The organism is Cupriavidus sp. 10L43_2, assembly GCF_056395265.1.
Window position 1 is genome coordinate 78,189 of sequence record NZ_JBFTJE010000010.1, and the last position, 17,251, is coordinate 95,439.

Annotated in this window: 14 protein-coding genes; 7 read left to right on the top strand and 7 right to left on the bottom strand. The window is 66.3% G+C overall.

All coding sequences use genetic code 11. The features are described from left to right. Positions 1-99: 99 nt before the first annotated feature. From AC1DEL_RS15865 to purN, 4 genes are all read right to left on the bottom strand, one after another. Positions 100-1,290 (bottom strand): DesA family fatty acid desaturase, encoded by a 1,191-nt coding sequence (locus AC1DEL_RS15865; RefSeq protein ID WP_477159116.1) that lies wholly within the window; start codon positions 1,288-1,290, stop codon positions 100-102. Between the two features lie 302 nt (positions 1,291-1,592). Continuing rightward, a complete protein-coding gene (locus AC1DEL_RS15870; protein WP_477125985.1) occupies positions 1,593-2,906 on the bottom strand; it encodes a mechanosensitive ion channel family protein in 1,314 nt (437 codons plus the stop codon). Between the two features lie 12 nt (positions 2,907-2,918). Next, complete coding sequence (locus AC1DEL_RS15875; RefSeq protein ID WP_477125984.1) at positions 2,919-4,319, bottom strand: RsmB/NOP family class I SAM-dependent RNA methyltransferase; 1,401 nt, start codon at positions 4,317-4,319, stop codon at positions 2,919-2,921. Continuing rightward, positions 4,316-4,975, bottom strand: a complete 660-nt coding sequence (gene purN / locus AC1DEL_RS15880) for a phosphoribosylglycinamide formyltransferase (RefSeq protein WP_092300963.1) — start codon at positions 4,973-4,975, stop codon at positions 4,316-4,318. The genes AC1DEL_RS15875 and purN overlap by 4 nt, the downstream gene beginning before the upstream one ends. 234 nt (positions 4,976-5,209) lie before the next feature. On the opposite strand from purN, the gene AC1DEL_RS15885 reads away from it, so the two are divergent. Continuing rightward, positions 5,210-5,869: a response regulator gene (locus tag AC1DEL_RS15885; protein WP_092300966.1), complete on the top strand. Its 660-nt coding sequence runs from the start codon at positions 5,210-5,212 to the stop codon at positions 5,867-5,869. A gap of 69 nt (positions 5,870-5,938) precedes the next feature. On the opposite strand, the gene AC1DEL_RS15890 is transcribed toward AC1DEL_RS15885, so the two are convergent. After that, positions 5,939-7,744, bottom strand: a complete 1,806-nt coding sequence (locus AC1DEL_RS15890) for an ATP-binding response regulator (protein ID WP_092301064.1) — start codon at positions 7,742-7,744, stop codon at positions 5,939-5,941. 190 nt (positions 7,745-7,934) lie between these two features. Here AC1DEL_RS15890 and AC1DEL_RS15895 point away from each other — a divergent pair, with 190 nt between their 5' ends. From AC1DEL_RS15895 to dut, 6 genes are all read left to right on the top strand, one after another. Further along, entirely contained in the window at positions 7,935-8,933 is a 999-nt protein-coding gene (locus AC1DEL_RS15895) for a bifunctional riboflavin kinase/FAD synthetase (protein ID WP_441592313.1), read from the top strand. Between the two features lie 113 nt (positions 8,934-9,046). Beyond that, the gene (ileS, locus tag AC1DEL_RS15900) at positions 9,047-11,926 is read left to right on the top strand and encodes an isoleucine--tRNA ligase (protein ID WP_477125983.1); all 2,880 of its coding nucleotides are present in this window, start codon (positions 9,047-9,049) and stop codon (positions 11,924-11,926) included. Next, on the top strand, positions 11,926-12,468 hold the full coding sequence (gene lspA / locus AC1DEL_RS15905; protein ID WP_092300975.1) for a signal peptidase II: 543 nt from the start codon (positions 11,926-11,928) through the stop codon (positions 12,466-12,468). The genes ileS and lspA overlap by 1 nt, the downstream gene beginning before the upstream one ends. A gap of 22 nt (positions 12,469-12,490) precedes the next feature. Continuing rightward, positions 12,491-13,690: a bifunctional phosphopantothenoylcysteine decarboxylase/phosphopantothenate--cysteine ligase CoaBC gene (coaBC, locus tag AC1DEL_RS15910; protein ID WP_477125982.1), complete on the top strand. Its 1,200-nt coding sequence runs from the start codon at positions 12,491-12,493 to the stop codon at positions 13,688-13,690. A gap of 12 nt (positions 13,691-13,702) precedes the next feature. Next, entirely contained in the window at positions 13,703-14,737 is a 1,035-nt protein-coding gene (locus AC1DEL_RS15915; RefSeq protein ID WP_454757326.1) for an LLM class flavin-dependent oxidoreductase, read from the top strand. 84 nt (positions 14,738-14,821) lie between these two features. Further along, positions 14,822-15,319, top strand: a complete 498-nt coding sequence (gene dut, locus AC1DEL_RS15920; protein WP_454757327.1) for a dUTP diphosphatase — start codon at positions 14,822-14,824, stop codon at positions 15,317-15,319. A gap of 22 nt (positions 15,320-15,341) precedes the next feature. On the opposite strand, the gene AC1DEL_RS15925 is transcribed toward dut, so the two are convergent. Both AC1DEL_RS15925 and AC1DEL_RS15930 read right to left on the bottom strand, forming a co-directional pair. Further along, positions 15,342-16,187: a VOC family protein gene (locus AC1DEL_RS15925; protein WP_477125981.1), complete on the bottom strand. Its 846-nt coding sequence runs from the start codon at positions 16,185-16,187 to the stop codon at positions 15,342-15,344. Positions 16,188-16,190: 3 nt separating this feature from the next. Further along, positions 16,191-17,189, bottom strand: coding sequence for a tripartite tricarboxylate transporter substrate binding protein (locus AC1DEL_RS15930; RefSeq protein WP_477159117.1), 999 nt, complete (start codon positions 17,187-17,189; stop codon positions 16,191-16,193). Between the last annotated feature and the right edge of the window lie 62 nt (positions 17,190-17,251).

Here is a 17,251-nt window from a genome sequence, read left to right on the forward strand (position 1 = left end):
TGGAAGCACGCGGTCTGACCTGGACATGGGGGAGTGTAGCGAAAAGAAAAGCCCCGCCAGGGGCGGGGCTTTTACCATGCGGGCGCGACGAGAATTGTATCAGGCGTACCGGCGCAGGCGCAGCGAAAACTCTTGCAGGGCCTGGATTCCGCTGGCTTCGGCGCGATGGCACCACGCCTGCAGTTGCTGGAGCAGCTGCTCGCGTGTGAGGCTCGAACGACCCCAGATCGCGGCGAGTTCGCGGCGCATTTCCACGAAGGTATGCAGCGCCTTGTTCTGCTCGACGATGCTGGCCAGTTGCTGGCGCTGCGGCGCGGCCAGCTTGCCTTCCTCGCGATGGAACCACTTGCGGGCGAGCTTGAAGTGGCTGTAGTCGGCCGCACGGCCTTCCTTCAGCTTCTCCAGTTCCTCGTTGTATGCGCTCTTCACGGCCTTGGCGTAGCGCGCCATAACGTCGTAGCGGTTGGCGATGATCGCTTCCAGCGTGTTGTGGTCCACCGGGCGGGCATCCACCAGACGCGCCTTGGGCGGGGTCTTCTTGACCTTGGCCAGGCCCACGGACTGCATCGCACGGATGTACCACCAGCCCACATCGATCTCGTACCACTTGATCGAGAACTTGGCCGACGTCGGATACGTGTGGTGGTTGTTGTGCAGCTCTTCGCCGCCGATGATAAAGCCCCACGGCGACACGTTGGTCGAAGCATCCTCGCAATCGTAGTTGCGATAGCCCCACCAGTGGCCCAGGCCGTTGATGATGCCGGCCGCGTGGATCGGGATCCAGAGCATCTGCACGGCCCAGACCGACAGGCCGATCACGCCGAACAGCGCCASGTCGATGATCAGCATCAGGCCAACGCCCTGCCAGGCGAAGCGCGAGTACACGTTGCGCTCGACCCAGTCGTCAGGCGTGCCATGGCCGAACTTGGCGACGGTTTCCTTGTTCTTGGCTTCCTCGCGATACAGCTCCGCGCCTTCCAGCAGCACCTTGCGGATGCCGCGGGTCTGCGGGCTGTGCGGATCGTCCTCGGTCTCGCACTTGGCGTGGTGCTTGCGGTGGATGGCGGTCCATTCCTTGGTCACCATGCCCGTCGTCAGCCAGAGCCAAAAGCGGAAGAAGTGTTGCGCAATAGGGTGCAGGTCCAGCGACCGGTGCGCCATGCAGCGGTGCAGGAAAATGGTCACGCCGGCGATCGTGATATGCGTCACCACGAGGGTGAAGATCACGATCTCCCACCAGGACCAGTTGGCAAGGCCGTTGGCGGCCCAGTCAAGAATTGAGTCGAACAAACTGTTCTCCGTCTGTGAATCGAAGGTCTTGCAGCGCGGCACAATGGTGCGGCACGGCGAACGCGCAGAAAAAAGACTGCGAAATCAGGCGATTGCGATTATTACTGGCGCCTGGCGCAACCTGTCGAAACAGTATGGGAGCCGGGCGAAGGCACGAGCCGCTGCAATCTGGCGGCTGTTTTGTGTGGGGCTGCGGCTTGCTCTGCAAGCGCGCGTCAACCCGGTATTCTACCGGATCGGCGCCACTCGAACATCCGCTTTTTCCCCGACTTTGAGTGCCCCCTATGGCTTTCGTTCCCCTTTCATGCGAGGGGTGGCGCAGGCGCCGCCTGGGATGCCAGCACGCGCATCTCCCGCTGGGGATACGGGATCGAGATGCCATGTTCGCGGAAAGTGCGCCAAATAGCACGATTCATCGCCGATTGCACCCCGAGCTTGCCGTTTTGCGGGTCGGCAATGTTGACCGCCACCTCGTACTCGATGCCGCTGTCCGCAAACATGACAAGAAACGCAGCCGGGGCCGGCTCGGGCAGCACACGCGGCAGGCCGCGCACGCAATCCTGGAGCAGCGTGATCACCGTTTCGGGGTCGGCGGCGTAGTCGGCCTGCACGCGTGTCGCTACGCGCACATTTGTCCCTGAAAACGAATGGTTCTGCACCGATTGGGCGACAAGTTGCTCATTTGGCACCAGCGTCTCGCCGTCACCATTACGCACCACGGTGTAGCGGGTGCGGATCTGCGAGACGATGCCGGTGTACTTGTCCACCGTGATCTGGTCGCCGAGCTTGACCGAGCGGTCCAGCAGGATGATGAAGCCCGAGATGTAGTTGCTGGCGATCTTCTGCAGGCCCAGGCCGAGGCCCACGCCCAGCGCGCCGCCGAATACCGACAGCACGGTCAGATCGATGCCGACCAGCGACAGGCTCAGCAGCAGCGACACCAGCAGCAGCAACGCCTTGGCGATGCGCGTAAGCACCACCTTCAGGTTCGAATCGAGGCTCGGCGCGCGCATCAGCCGCTCCTCGAGCCACGAGCCAAACCACATCGCCGCGAGCACGGTCAGCAGAATCCAGACCACGGCCATCAGCGTGCTGGCCAGGCTGACGTCGTGCTTGCCGCCGATCGAGAAGCGCACCGCATGCATCCACGCCATCACGTCGGACAGCACGCCCAGCACGTACAGCGCCATGCCGAGCCAGACCGCCGTGGTCAGCACCTTCTCCACCAGCACCAGCATGCCGTGCAACTGCCCGTTGCCCGACAATACGCGCCGCAGGATATAGAAGCCGACATAAAGCGAGGTGATGCCGAACAGCGGCACCAGCGCCAGCCGCAACACGCTGATCGACAGGAACGGCGCCAGCGCGAAGCGCGCGGCCAGGACCAGCAGCCAGCCAATCAGCGGAAACATCGCCCGCTCAAGGCTGACGGCGGCCAGCCGGAGCGAGAAACTCGAGGATTCGTAGCGCGCTTCCAGCCGGCGGGTCACATGGCGCGCGAGCGGCCATGCCACCACCAGGCAGGCGGCCAGCACCCCAAGCTGCCAGAAGAAGCCCGGCCCGCCTGCATCGCGGAGCAGGTCGTCCAGCATCTTGCCAAATCCGGAATGCTCCATGGGCGCCGGGGCTTATCGGGTGCGTTCCAACACCGCCGCAAAGAAGCCATCGGTTTGATGGATATGCGGAAACAGCGCCAACATGCCGCCTTCTGCCGGCAACTGGGGCACTTCGATCTTTTGCTCGGCCAGCACTTCAGCCACCGGCACGAGGCGGAAATTCTCGTGGGTTGCCAGGAAATCGCGGACGATTGCCTCGTTTTCAGCTTCCAGCACGCTGCAAGTCGCATATACGACTCGTCCGCCGCCCTTCACCAGGCGGGCCGCCGAGTCAAGGATGGCCGACTGCTTCGCGGTCAGCTCCACCACCGACTCCGGCGACTGGCGCCACTTCAGGTCCGGGTTGCGGCGCAGGGTGCCGAGGCCGCTGCAAGGCGCATCCACCAGTACGCGGTCGATCTTGCCAGCCAGACGCTTGATCTTGGCGTCGCGTTCGGAATCGATCAGCACCGGATGGACGTTCGACAGCCCGCTGCGCGCCAGGCGCGGCTTCAGGTTGGCCAGACGCTTCTCGGAGACGTCGAAGGCGTAGAGCCGGCCGGTCGAGCGCATGGCGGCGCCCAGCGACAGCGTCTTGCCACCCGCGCCGGCGCAGAAATCCACAACCATCTCGCCACGCTTGGGCGCCACGAGGTGGCACAGCAGTTGGCTGCCTTCGTCCTGCACTTCCACGCCGCCGTTGATAAACAGCGGCAACTGGTTCAGCGCGGGCTTGCCCTTGAGGCGGATGCCGGCGGGCGACATCGGGGCGACTTCGGCGGCGATGCCAGCCGTTTCCAGTTCGGCCAGCGCTTCTTCGCGGGAGATCTTGGCCGTGTTCACGCGCAGATCCAGCGGCGCGGGACGCAGCCACGCATCGCCGAGGGCGGTGGTGAAGGCTTCGCCATGGTGCGCGACGAGGTCGTCGTAGAGCCATTCCGGCAGGTTCGCCCGCACGCGCGGCGAGAGGCTGGAGCGCTCGATCGTCGTCAGACGGTCCAGCCACTCGGCTTCATCCGGGTAAAGGAACGGGCTCAGGACATCGCGGCCCAGCGTCGCGGCGAGGCCCAGCAGGCCCAGTCGGCGGGTGGCCGCACCGGTGCCACTTTCGGCGAATTGGCCGAATTCGACGCGTCGGCGCAACACTGCATAGATTGCCTCGGCAATGATGCCGCGATCCCGATGACCGAGTTTCGCGTTCTCGCGGAAGTAGTAGCTGACCACGGCGTCGGCCGGGCGTGCGAACAGCAGCACCTTGCCCAGCAGCCGTTCGATGTGTTGCAGGTGGAAAGCCTGCAGGCTACCCGAGCGCCCATGTGCGCCATCCACCCCTTGCGGGCGCGGCGTGGGGGCCATGCGGATCGGGCTGCCCTTGCCTTTGCTGCCGCGCGAACGCTGGATTTTGTCCTGAGGTGTTGCGGGATTACGACTCATTGAGAGATGCCTGCCGCCGGAGCGGAGAGGGCCAGGAACCACTGCGGTTCGGCCGGTTGAACTTGAACCACGCCGTCTCGTACCTGCAGACGGTCTTCCACAAACCAGCGGACGGCGCGGGGATACATCACATGCTCGCAGTCGAGCAAACGCGTGGCGAGCGACTCGGGAGTGTCGCCAGGCAGAACATCGAGTGCTGCTTGCAGCACGATCGGACCATGATCGAGCTCCGGAGTGACGAAATGGACCGTCGCCCCGTGAAACTTGACGCCGGCCTCAAGGGCCTGGCGATGGGTATGGAGACCCGGGAAACTGGGCAGCAGCGACGGGTGGATATTCAGCATCCGGCCCGCGTAATGCTCCACGAACTCGGGCGTCAGGATGCGCATGAAGCCCGCCAGCACAACGAGATCGGGCTGGTGCGCGTCGATGGCATCGCGCATCGCCGCATCGAAACCGGCACGATCAGGGTACTGCTTGTGGTCCACCACGCCCGTGGCAATGCCGTGTTCCCCCGCAAACGCCAGACCGCTGGCGTCGGGACGGTTCGACAGCACCGCCGCCACGCGCCCCGGCCACTGCTCCGCGGCGCAGGCCCGGACGATGGCTTCCATGTTGCTGCCACGCCCGGAAATCAGGATCACAATATTTTTCATCGGCGCGATTCTACCAAGCTGTGGTCCAAACGCTTGCAAAGCGAGCACATTAGGTACTTAATTCACGCGAAACCGGCCTCCGGAGCGGGCGCGCGGCGCCCAGTACGATGCATATACCCCTGTGTGATGGATTGTGACGCCTCCCCCGCTCTGATAGAGTGGTCACTACGTCCACGCGCCACTGTGCAAGTAGGTGACAACAAGGACGAGACGGGAAATTAGACGGGAATACGCATGTCGAACGCTGCACCGACTTTGTTGGTGGTCGATGATCATCCTATGGCCCTCTCAGGCACCACCGCATTTCTCGCGGAGGTGATGCCCGATGTCGCCGTCCACGCGGCGGGCAGTGCCAAGGAAGCCCTCCACTCGCTAAACCAGGGATTGCGCCCCGATATCGTGCTGCTCGATATCTGGCTGAACGACGGTACCGGCTTCGATGCCATGCTGGCATTCAAGACCGTGATCCCGAGCGCGCGCTTCATCTTCATGTCCGCCGAGGCCACGCCAGAGATCGTGGGCCGCGCGCGGGCGCTCTCCGCCTGCGGCTTCGTGGGCAAGCACCTCGATGCCAACGCGTTCACGGCCGCCGTGCGCAAAGTGCTGGCCGGCGATACCAGCTTCCCGACCGACGAGGCGCTCTCCGGGCGCTCCCAGTCCTTCGGCCCCGCCCACGGCATTCCCGTGACGCCGGCCGAACTGGGCCTGACGCCGCGCCAGGGCTCGGTGCTCGCGCTGGTGCTGGAAGGACTGCCGAACAAGGTCATCGCCCGCAAGCTGGGCCTCACCGAGAATACGGTCAAGGAGCACGTCTCCGCCATTCTGCAACGGCTGGGCGTGCGCACGCGGATGCAGGTCATGTCGCGCATGGAACGGTTCCGGCTTCGCCAGTAATTCATCGTAGGATCTTCAAGCAATAACGCCACCCCCCTAGCGGTGGCGTTTTGCATTGCAGAACAGCGATCAGGCCGGATGGAGCCAGCGCCGCAGCAGCATGCGCAGGTTGCTCGGGTCCACCGGCTTGGGCAGCACGAAGTAGCCCGCCTCCTCGGCCGCCTGGAGCGCCGCCGATTTCAGGTCGCCGGTGAGCAGCGCGCTGCGCGCCTGGGGCTGCGTGGTCTGCCAGCGTTCGAGCAGGTCCAGCCCGTTTTCGCTGCCGGGCAGGCGCAGGTCGCAGAAGATGATGTCCGGCTTCAGCCCCTTGGCGAACAGCGCGTCGGCCTCGGCGCCATGGGCGGCGCAGGCCACGCGGATGCCCCACGCCTCCATCAGCGCGATCCAGGCCTTGCGGATCTGGCTGTCGTCGTCCACCACGAGCACGGTGCCGCGCAGCCGTTCCGGCTTGGCCTCCTGCGCCTGGACGTTGGCGCGCATGGCGCGCACGGCTTCGATGGTCTCCGCCGGCACCGGCGCCAGCGCGAACCAGAACACCGAGCCCTTGCCCGGCACCGAGCGCACGCCGTAGGTGCCGCGCATCAACCGCACGCATTCCTTGAAGATCGCCAGACCCAGCCCCAGGCCCTGCGAGGGGTCGCGCTGCGGGTTATGGACCTGGTAATACGGCGAGAAAATGTCCGGCAGGTGCTCGGGCGTGATGCCGGCGCCGGTGTCCCAGACTTCGAGCCGGATGTGCTTGCGCCGCTGCCGCGCCGTCACCAGCACGCCGCCGCGCTTGGTATAGCGCAGCGCGTTCTGCACGAGGTTGAACAGCGCGCGGCGCAGCAGCACCGGCTCGGCCATCGCGTACAGCTCGCTCGGCACGCGCGGGCTCAGGGTCAGGCCGCTGTCGCGCGCATCGGCGGCGAACTGGCTCATGACATCGTTGATCAGCGAACTCAGCTCGCAGGGCTCCAGCGTCGGCAGCACCTTGCGGCCTTCGAGCTTGGAGAGGTCGAGCAAGGACCGGAACAGCAGGTCGATGGTCTGCGTGCCGGCCGCCACCTGCTCCACCAGCGGATGGAGCGAGCTCGACTGGTTGCGCGCACGCAACGCTTCCACGAGCATGACCAGCGCATGCACGGGCTGGCGCAGGTCGTGGCTGGCAGCGGCCAGGAAGCGGGATTTCTCCTCGCTGGCGTGGAGCGCGCGCTCCTTTTCCTCCTGGAACTGCTTGGCCAGCCGGCGGCTTTCGCTCTCCAGCTGGATGGCGCGCACCAGCGTCTGCTGCAGGTTCAGCGCGTGCCGCGCCAGCATCAGCGCGTACAGGGCGAGCAGCACCTGCACGTAGCCGCCATGGTTCGGGAAGGCGAAATCGGCCAGCAAGACATTCGGCACGAGGATCGGGACGCCCGCGAAGACAAGGTTCGACGGGATAGGCGACTGCGAGGTGGCGCCGCCCGCCAGCACGCCGAGCGTGAGCAAGTACAGCACGCTCGAGAACACCACGGAGCTGGAATACAGATGGAGCAGCGCGGAGCTGCCCCAGGTCAGGCCGGTGAGGAAGGCAATCGCGCGCATGTGGTTCCACCACTTGCGCGTGTGCGCCGAACGGCTCATTTTGCCGGCGTCGCGCTGGTAGCCAAGGTAGAACCAGGTGCCGCCGGCGGTCAGGACCGCCATGATCGCGCACCAGGCCAGCAGGGCGAAGTGGTTGGCCTCGCTCCAGAAGGCAGCGGCGGTCAGCCACGGTAGCAGGACCGACGCGGCGATGCCGGTGGGCGAAACGCGGTGCACCGTGGCAAGCAGCTTGGCCCGCGTCTCGGTGTCCAGTTGTGGCCCGGGCGGGGGCAAGATCTTGTTGAGCAGCGCGTTCAAAGGGGGCCGTGGCATGTCGGAGTCGCGCATATCATGCCGCCTTTTGCCTGAGGGCGCCACGCCTGGCGGGCCGGATGACGCACAAAGTCAACGCTTGCGGGCAAGGCGCCGCCCTGCCCGCCCCGGTCCGCCCCCAAAGCGGGGCAAGCCGCCCCATTCGCCTTATAATGCCCCCTTTCCCCAAAACGCTTAGTCCGCCGTCCTCGTGAAAGTCTTCCGCGGCCTGCCCAACGCCGAAAGCCGGGCGCCCTGCGCGCTCACCATCGGCAATTTCGACGGTGTGCATCGCGGCCACCAGTCGTTGCTCGCGCGCGCGCGCGCCGCCGCGGATGCCCGCGGCCTGCCGCTCTGTGTAATGACGTTCGAGCCGCATCCGCGCGAATTCTTCACACCCGAGCGCGCGCCCACGCGCATCGCGCTGTTGCGCGACAAGCTCGACGCCCTGCGCCGCAACGGGGTGGACCGCGTGGTGGTGGAACACTTCAACGCCCATTTCGCCGCCCAGTCTCCGCAAGCCTTCGTCGAGAACGTGCTCTGGCACGGGCTGCACGCGCGCTGGGTGCTGGTGGGCGATGATTTCCGCTTCGGCGCCCGCCGCGCCGGCGACTTTGCCTATCTTGAGGAAGCGGGCCGCCAGTTCGGCTTCGACGTCGAGCAAATGGGCTCCGTCTCCGAAGGCGGCATCCGTATCTCCAGCTCGGCCGTGCGGCAGGCGCTGGCCGATGGCGACCTCGAACACGCCCGACGCCTGCTGGGCCATGGCTACGCCATCAGCGGCCACGTGATCCACGGCCGCAAGCTCGGCCGCGACCTCGGTTTCCCGACGCTGAACCTCAAGATCTCGCACAAGCGGCCCGCCGTGAACGGCATCTTCGTGGTGCAGGTGCACGGGCTGGCCGATCATCCGTTGCCCGGCGTGGCCAGCATCGGCGTGCGCCCCACCGTCGAGGATGCCGGCCGCGTGCTGCTGGAAGTGCATCTGTTCGACTTCAACGAGAACCTTTACGGCAAGCTGGTCCGCGTGGAATTCATGAAGAAGCTGCGCGATGAAGCGCGCTTCGACACGCTCGAGGCCCTGACGGCGGCCATCGCCCAGGACACCCTCGACGCCCGCGCCTTCTTCGGCCTGGCCGCCCCCGGCGGCACCGAGGCCGGCCCGGGCCGGCGCGACTTCGCCACCTCCGCCACCGACCGAATTAGCTAGCGGCCGGCCGCTGCCGAAGGTGCAGCAGCCGGGACCCGCCCCGCCATACCCCATGACCAGCGCGCCGGCCATTCCACCCGCCGCGCCCCACTGAATTGCCCCGAGAATCGAACATGTCCGACGAGAAACGCGCCAAGCCCGAGAAAAGCAAGTATCCGGTGAACCTGCTGGATACCCCCTTCCCCATGCGTGGCGACCTGCCCAAGCGCGAGCCGCAATGGGTGAAGCAGTGGCAGGACAAGCAGCTCTACAAGAAGATTCGCGCCGCGCGCAAGGGCGCGAAGAAGTTCGTGCTGCACGATGGCCCCCCGTATGCCAACGGCGACATCCACATTGGCCACGCCGTGAACAAGGTCCTCAAGGACATGATCATCAAGGCGCGCGGGCTGACAGGGCTGGACGCCGTGTATGTGCCGGGCTGGGACTGCCACGGCATGCCGATCGAGATCCAGATCGAGAAGAAATTCGGCAAGGGCCTGCCGGTGCAGGAAGTGCAGGCCAAGGCCCGCGCCTACGCCACCGAACAGATCGCCCGCCAGAAGGTGGACTTCGAGCGCCTGGGCGTGCTGGGCGACTGGGACCACCCCTACCTGACCATGAACTTCAGCAACGAAGCCGATGAGCTGCGTGCGCTGGGCAAGATCATGGAGAAGGGTTACGTGTTCCGCGGCCTGAAGCCCGTGAACTGGTGTTTCGACTGCGGTTCGGCGCTGGCCGAGGCTGAGGTCGAGTACAAGGACAAGACCGACCTGTCGATCGACGTGGGCTTCCCGTTCGCGGAAGTCGACAAGCTCGCGCACGCCTTCCACGTGCCGGTGGCGCAGCTCGAAGGCAAGCCCGGCTGGGTGGTGATCTGGACCACCACGCCGTGGACCATCCCGAGCAACCAGGCGCTGAACATGCACCCGGAAGTGGAATACGCGCTGGTGGACACGCCGCGCGGCTTCCTGATCCTGGCCAAGGACCGCGTCGAGGAACAGCTCAAGACCTACGCGCTGGAAGGCAGCGTGGTGGCCACCGCGCGCGGCGACGCGCTGTCGGAAATCCGCTTCCACCACCCGCTGGCCAAGATCGATGCCGGCTACGCGCGCACCTCGCCGGTCTACCTCGGCGACTACGTGACCACCGATACCGGTACCGGCATCGTCCACTCGGCGCCGGCCTATGGCGTGGAAGACTTCCAGTCGTGCAAGGCGCACGGCATGCCCGACGCGGACATCATCAGCCCGGTGATGGGCGATGGCGTCTACGCCAGCACGCTGCCGCTGTTCGGCGGGCTGTCGATCTGGGCCGCGAACCCCAAGATCGTGGAGGTGCTGCGCGAGTCTGGAAACCTGTTCAACTCGCATAAGTACGAGCACAGCTACATGCACTGCTGGCGTCACAAGACGCCGATCATCTACCGCGCCACCTCGCAGTGGTTCGCGGGGATGGACGTGAACCCGGTCGACAACGGCCCCACGCTGCGCGCAACCGCGCTGGCCGGCATCGAGGCCACCGAGTTCTTCCCCGCCTGGGGCAAGCAGCGGCTGCACAATATGATCGCCAACCGCCCGGACTGGACGCTCTCGCGCCAGCGCCAATGGGGCGTGCCGATGGCGTTCTTCGTCCACAAGGAAACGGGCGCCCTGCATCCGCGCACGCCGGAGCTGCTGGAGCAGATCGCCCAGCGCGTGGAGCAGCACGGCATCGAGGCCTGGCAGGCGCTCGATCCGAAGGAATTGCTAGGCGATGAGGCCGCCGTCTACGAGAAGAACCGCGACACGCTCGACGTCTGGTTCGACTCCGGCACCACGCACTGGACCGTGATCCGTGGCTCGCACCGCGACGACCTCTACGATCCGTCCGCCGATACCCCCGATGGCCGTCTGGCAGACCTGTACCTCGAAGGCTCGGACCAGCACCGCGGCTGGTTCCACTCGTCGCTGCTGACCGCCTCGATGCTGTACGGCAAGCCGCCCTACAAGGCGCTGCTCACCCACGGCTTCACCGTGGACGGCGAAGGTCGCAAGATGTCCAAATCGGTCGGCAACACCGTGTCGCCGCAGGACATCTCCAATAAGATGGGTGCCGAGATCATCCGCCTGTGGGTGGCTTCCACGGACTACTCCGGCGAACTGTCGATCTCGGACGAAATCCTGAAGCGCGTGGTGGAAGGCTATCGCCGGATTCGTAATACGCTGCGATTCCTGCTGTCGAACCTGACCGACTACGATCACGCCAAGCATGCGCTGCCGGCCTCGGAATGGCTCGAGATCGACCGCTACGCCGTGGCCCTGACGGACCGCTTGCAGAAGGAAGTGCTGTCGCACTACCAGGCGTACGAGTTCCACCCGGTGGTGGCCAAGCTCCAGACCTTCTGCTCGGAAGACCTGGGCGGCTTCTACCTGGACGTGCTCAAGGACCGCCTGTACACCACGGCGCCCGACTCGCAGGCCCGCCGCGCCGCCCAGAACGCGCTGTATCACATCACCCAGGCCATGCTGCACTGGATGGCGCCGTTCCTGTCGTTCACGGCCGAGGAAGCATGGCAGGTCTTCGCCCACGGCACCGCGCACACGGACACCATCTTCACGAGCACGTACTACGCGGTGCCCGCCGTCGACAACGCCGACGATCTCCTGCAAAAGTGGCACGAAATCCGCGCCGTGCGCGCGGAAGTGACCAAGCAGCTGGAGTCGGTGCGTGTGGAAGGCGAGATCGGCTCGTCGCTGCAGGCCGAAGTCACGATCGCGGCCGGTGGCCCGGTGCTGGAGGCCCTGCAAAGCCTGCACGACGACCTGCGCTTCGTGCTGCTGACCTCTGCGGCCAAGGTCACGGCCGCGCCGGAAGGCGGCGACCTGCTCGTCACAGTCACGCCGTCGGCGCACGCAAAGTGCGAGCGTTGCTGGCATTACCGCGCCGATGTGGGCCATAACCCCGAACATCCGACCCTTTGCGGCCGCTGCGACAGCAACCTGTTCGGCGCCGGTGAACACAGGAGCCACGCCTGATGGCATCGTCCTCCACCCGATCGACGCGCGCCACGCCGGCCCGCAAAACCTCCAAGAGCCGTGGCAGTGCCAACGTCACGCCGTGGCTCTGGATGGCCTTCGCGCTGCTGGTGGTCCTGATCGACCAGTTCTTCAAGATCCTGATCACGCGGTCGTTCCAGTACGGCGAGTCGCGCCCGGTCACGCGCTTCTTCAACCTCGTGCTGGTCTATAACAAGGGCGCGGCGTTCAGCTTCCTGGCCGATGCCGGCGGCTGGCAGCGCTGGTTCTTCACGCTGCTGGGCGTGGTGGTGGGCGGGTTCATCGTCTGGCTGCTGTACCGCCATACGGGACAGAAGCTGTTCTGCCTGGCGGTGTCCCTGATCCTGGGCGGCGCCATCGGCAACGTCGTGGATCGCGTGCTGTACGGCCATGTGATCGACTTCCTCGACTTCCACTGGCGCAACATGCATTTCCCGGCGTTCAACGTGGCCGATTGCGCCATCACGGTCGGCGCGGTGCTGCTGATTCTGGACGAACTGCGACGCGTTCGTCGTCACTGACTGGAACCCTGAGAGCCTACCCATGGATCTGCGAGGCAAGCACATCGTCCTTGGCCTGACCGGCGGCATCGCCTGCTACAAGTCGGCCGAGCTGGTCCGCCTGCTGACCAAGGCCGGGGCCACCGTGCAGGTGGCGATGACCGAGGCGGCAACGCACTTCATCACGCCCGTGACCATGCAGGCGCTCTCGGGGCGACCCGTGTTCCTGTCGCAGTGGGACGCGCGCATCGATAACAACATGGCCCACATCGACCTCTCGCGCGAGGCCGATGCCATCCTGATCGCCCCAGCCTCCACCGATTTCCTGGCCAAGGTGGCCAACGGCCTGTGCGACGATCTGCTGACAACGCTCTGCATCGCGCGTGAATGCCCGCTACTGGTGGCGCCGGCGATGAACCGCCAGATGTGGGCCGCCGCGCCCACGCAGCGCAACGCCGCGCAACTGCGCGCGGACGGCGTGGCGATCCTCGGCCCGGGCACCGGCGACCAGGCGTGCGGCGAGATTGGCGACGGTCGGATGCTGGAACCGGCGGAGATCGTCGAGGATCTCGTCGCCTTCTTCCAGCCCAAGCCGCTCGCCGGCAAGCGCGTGCTGATCACGGCTGGGCCGACTTTCGAGGCGATCGATCCTGTGCGCGGCATCACCAACCTGTCGTCGGGCAAGATGGGCTTCTCGATTGCCCGCGCCGCTCGCGAGGCCGGCGCCGATGTCCTGCTCGTGGCCGGCCCCACCGCGCTGGAGACGCCGCGCGGCGTGGTGCGCACCGACGTGCGCAGCGCCCAGCAGATGCACGACACGGTGATGGCGCAGTTGCGTGATGTCGACGTCTTCGTCGCCGTGGCAGCGGTGGCCGACTGGCGCCCCGCCGAGGTCTCCCGGCAGAAGCTCAAGAAGGCCAACGACACCGACACGCCAACGCTGCAGTTCATCCAGAATCCGGACATCCTGGCCGCCGTGGCCGCGCGCGCCGATGCGCCCTATTGCGTGGGGTTCGCCGCCGAAAGCGAGAACCTGGAGCAGTACGGCGAGCAGAAGCGCCAGCGCAAGGGCGTGCCGCTGCTGGTGGGCAACATCGGCCACCACACCTTCGGTATGGACGACAACGAGATCGTGCTGTTCGATGCGGGCGGCATGACCCGGCTGCCGCGCGCGGACAAGCTCTCGCTCGCACGCGACCTCGTGGCCGCCATCGGCCAACGCCTGCCGCGCAAACCCGTCTGAGCCTTCGTAAGCATGACTGCTGTGAATCGTCCCAAATTGCGCCTGTCCGTGCTCGACCAGAGCCCGGTGATTGCCGGCCACAGCGCGCGCGACGCGCTGGCCGCCACCGTCGAACTGGCCCAACTCGCCGACGACCTCGGCTACACCCGCTACTGGTGCGCCGAGCACCATGGCCTGCAGGGCGTGTGCAACCCGGCGCCCGAGGTCATGCTGGCGCGGCTCGGCAGTGTGACAAACCGTATTCGGCTCGGCTCGGGCGGCGTGATGCTGCCCTACTACAGCCCCTTCAAGGTGGCCGAGCAGTTCCGCATGCTCGAAGGCCTGTTCCCGAACCGGATCGATCTGGGCGTGGGCCGCGCGCCCGGCGGCGACATGCGCACGGCGCAGGCCGTGTCCATGGGCCAGTACAACCGGGGCGACCAGTTTCCCCAGCAGGTGCAGGACCTGGCCTGGCTGATGCGCGGCGAGGTGCCGCCCGGCCACGTGGCCGAAGGCGTGCTGCTGCAGCCGGCCATCGACACCCGGCCCGAACTCTGGGTGCTCGGCTCAAGCGATTTCGGCGGCGCGCTGGCCGCCAAGCTCGGCCTCCGCTTTGCCTTCGCCCACTTCATCAATGCCCATGGCGGGCACGCCGTGGCGCAGCAGTACCGGGCCGGCTTCGAACCCGGCTATGAGGATGCCCCCTACAGCGCGGCGGCGGTCTTCGTGATCTGCGCCGATACCGAGGCGGAAGCGGCAGAACTGGAGCGCGCCGTGGACATCCGCCGCCTGCAGATGGCGTATGGCGTCAACGCGCCGATCCCCTCGCTGGCCCAGGCGGCCGATTTCACGCCGAGCGAGCGCGATCGCATGATCATCGAGCGCGAACGTCCGCGCACCATCTGCGGCACGCCCGAGGTGGTGGCCGAGCGCATGCTGGCGCTGCGCGAGCGCTTCGCGGCCGATGAGCTGGTGGTGCTGAGCGTGACGGCTTCGTACGCGGCGCGGCTGCGCACCTACCAGTTGCTCGCCGAGGCGTTCGACCTCTCCGGCGCGTCGGCCGGCTGAGCCGCGCACGCGCGGTATCATCCCATCCCGCCTTCTTCAGATACTTTCCTGGCTCTTTCCTGAGCCAACTACCCGGATTTGCACATGACCGCACCCCTGAACCCCGCCGTTGAAATCAAGGTCCTGGACACCCGCCTCAATGACTGGGGCCTGCCGGCCTACCAGAGCGACATGGCCGCCGCCATCGACCTGCATGCTTGCGTGGACGGCCCGGTCAGCATCGCCCCCGGCACCGCCGCGCAACTGGTGCCGGCCGGCATCGCCGTGCACATGGGCAATCCGTACATGGCCGCCACCATCGTGCCGCGTTCGGGCCTGGGACATAAGAAAGGTCTCGTGCTCGGCAATTCGATCGGGGTGATCGACGCCGATTACCAAGGCCAAATCATGGTGAGTGTGTGGAATCGCAATGCGCCCGGCACCGAGCCGATCGTGATCCAGCCCGGCGAGCGCATCGCCCAGATGATGTTCGTGCCGGTGCTGCGGCCCGTATTCACGACCGTGACCGAGTTCTCGGCGGACACCGCCCGCGGCGCGGGCGGCTTTGGCTCGACCGGCGTGCATCACGCCAAGGCCGGCTGAGCGCCGAACCTGTAAGGCTCGATCAGGCCTGCGCGAAGATCAGCGCCACGCCGTTGGCGCTGGCCGCCGGGATCAGTGTGGCCTGCGGGCCAAGGTCCACGGTGGCAATCGACTGCGTGCCCCAGCAAGTGCGCGCTTTCGCCAGATCCGAGGTCCTGAGCCGGATCGCGGCATAGCCCGTCGATTCGGCGGTAATTTGTAGCGTACCCGTCACCTCGGCGAGCGCGGCGGCCGTCGAGATAACCAGTTCGGCGCCATCCACCGCGATGCGCGCGACGCGATCATCGGCGGCAATCAGCTTGCCGGCCGTGATCTCCACATAGGCGGCAGCCGCCGCCCCCACCTGCCCCGCTTCCACAACCAAGTAGGCTGCCTCGATGGCGGTGGCGCCGTTTGCGTGCGCCAGCCATTCCGGACGCCACAGCAGCTCGGGCGTGCGGTGCTCGCAGACGAAGTAACGCGCGCCGGGGGCCTCGTCGAGAGCCGTCACGCGGAAGGTGGCCGGATGCTCCGAACCATCGTCCAGCCGCACCGGCCGAGAGAATTCGATCGGATCGGATGTCTTGTAGCCCGCCGCACGCAGTCGTGCCGCCGTGGCAAACGCATCGCGGCTCTTGCAGGACATCGCCGCGCAACCGTCGCCGCGCTGCTGGGCGTCCCAGTAATACTGGCGGCTCGGGCTCGGCGCGGTCACGTGGAGCAGCTCGAGATAATCGCGCGCCAGCATGATGCAGTGGTTCTGCGAACCAAGCGTGTGATAGCCGCGCGGGGTCAATGTGAAGCCGAGTGCACGCCAATTGGCGGCGGCGGCATCAAGATCGCCGCAGACCACCACGGCGTGATCGAACGGTTCGGAGACAGCCGTCATCGCTTATTCGAACTGGATATTGGCCTTGCGGGCCACGGCCTGCCATTTGTCGTGCTCGTGCCGCACCAGGTTGCCGAGGTCCGCCGGCGTACCCACGGCGATCTCGAACCCCTGTGCCGACAGCGCCTCGACCACCTTGGGCTGACGGATCGATTCCGCCAACGCGTCGTGCAGTCGCATCACCGTGGCGGGCTGCATGCCGGCCGGGCCGAACACGCCGATCCACGAATAGGCCTCGAAGCCCTTGAAGCCCTGCTCGGCCACGGTCGGCACCTGCGGCAACTGGCGGATGCGGCTCGTGCCAGTCACGCCAAGCACCTTGATGGTCTTGGCCGCGACGTGCGCCTGCACTGCCGCGAAGCTGCTGAAGAACACGTCCACCTCGCCCGCCAGCACGGCCTGCACGGCAGGGCCGCCGCCCTTGTAGGGCACGTGGAGGAACTGCACGCCGGCCTCGGTGGCCAGCGCCTCGGCGGCAAGCTGATTCAGGCTGCCGATGCCCGACGAGGCGTAGCGGATGCCGCCCGGCTTGGCCTTGGCCAGCTCGATCAATTCCTTGACGTTCGATGCACCCACGCCCGGGTTCGCGGCAATGACCAGCGGAAAACGCACCAACTGGGTAATCGGCGTGAAGTCTTTGAAGGTGTCGTACGGGAGGTTCTTGTACGCAAATGGGTTGATCGCGTGCGTATCGAACGCCATCAGCAGCGTCGTGCCGTCCGGCTTGGCGCGCGCCACGGTGCTGCTGGCGATCAGGCCGCCCGCGCCGGGCTTGTTGTCGACCACGACGGTCTGGCCGAGGCCAGTCTTCAGCCCCGGTTGCAGCTGGCGCGCGACGATGTCCACGCTGCCACCCGGTGGGAACGGCAACACCATCGCAATCGGCCGGTTGCCGATACCAGTGTCGGCATGGGTCACGGCAGCGAAGRACGCCAGCATGGCCCCCATCGGCAGCGTCTTGAGCAGCAGGCGGCGGAGCCGCGCGCGTTCGGGAGAAGACATCGATAACTCAGGCTGGGCGGTCAACCGACCGCGTACAAAAAAGAAAGGGCGGCACGCCGCCA

Bases quoted from the DNA above. Each gene is read 5' to 3' on its own strand.
- AC1DEL_RS15870 (WP_477125985.1), bottom strand. From the start codon at position 2,906: ATGGAGCATTCCGGATTTGGCAAGATGCTGGACGACCTGCTCCGCGAT.
- AC1DEL_RS15875 (WP_477125984.1), bottom strand. From the start codon at position 4,319: ATGAGTCGTAATCCCGCAACACCTCAGGACAAAATCCAGCGTTCGCGC.
- purN (WP_092300963.1), bottom strand. From the start codon at position 4,975: ATGAAAAATATTGTGATCCTGATTTCCGGGCGTGGCAGCAACATGGAA.
- AC1DEL_RS15885 (WP_092300966.1), top strand. From the start codon at position 5,210: ATGTCGAACGCTGCACCGACTTTGTTGGTGGTCGATGATCATCCTATG.
- AC1DEL_RS15890 (WP_092301064.1), bottom strand. From the start codon at position 7,744: ATGCCACGGCCCCCTTTGAACGCGCTGCTCAACAAGATCTTGCCCCCG.
- ileS (WP_477125983.1), top strand. From the start codon at position 9,047: ATGTCCGACGAGAAACGCGCCAAGCCCGAGAAAAGCAAGTATCCGGTG.
- lspA (WP_092300975.1), top strand. From the start codon at position 11,926: ATGGCATCGTCCTCCACCCGATCGACGCGCGCCACGCCGGCCCGCAAA.
- coaBC (WP_477125982.1), top strand. From the start codon at position 12,491: ATGGATCTGCGAGGCAAGCACATCGTCCTTGGCCTGACCGGCGGCATC.
- AC1DEL_RS15915 (WP_454757326.1), top strand. From the start codon at position 13,703: ATGACTGCTGTGAATCGTCCCAAATTGCGCCTGTCCGTGCTCGACCAG.
- dut (WP_454757327.1), top strand. From the start codon at position 14,822: ATGACCGCACCCCTGAACCCCGCCGTTGAAATCAAGGTCCTGGACACC.
- AC1DEL_RS15925 (WP_477125981.1), bottom strand. From the start codon at position 16,187: ATGACGGCTGTCTCCGAACCGTTCGATCACGCCGTGGTGGTCTGCGGC.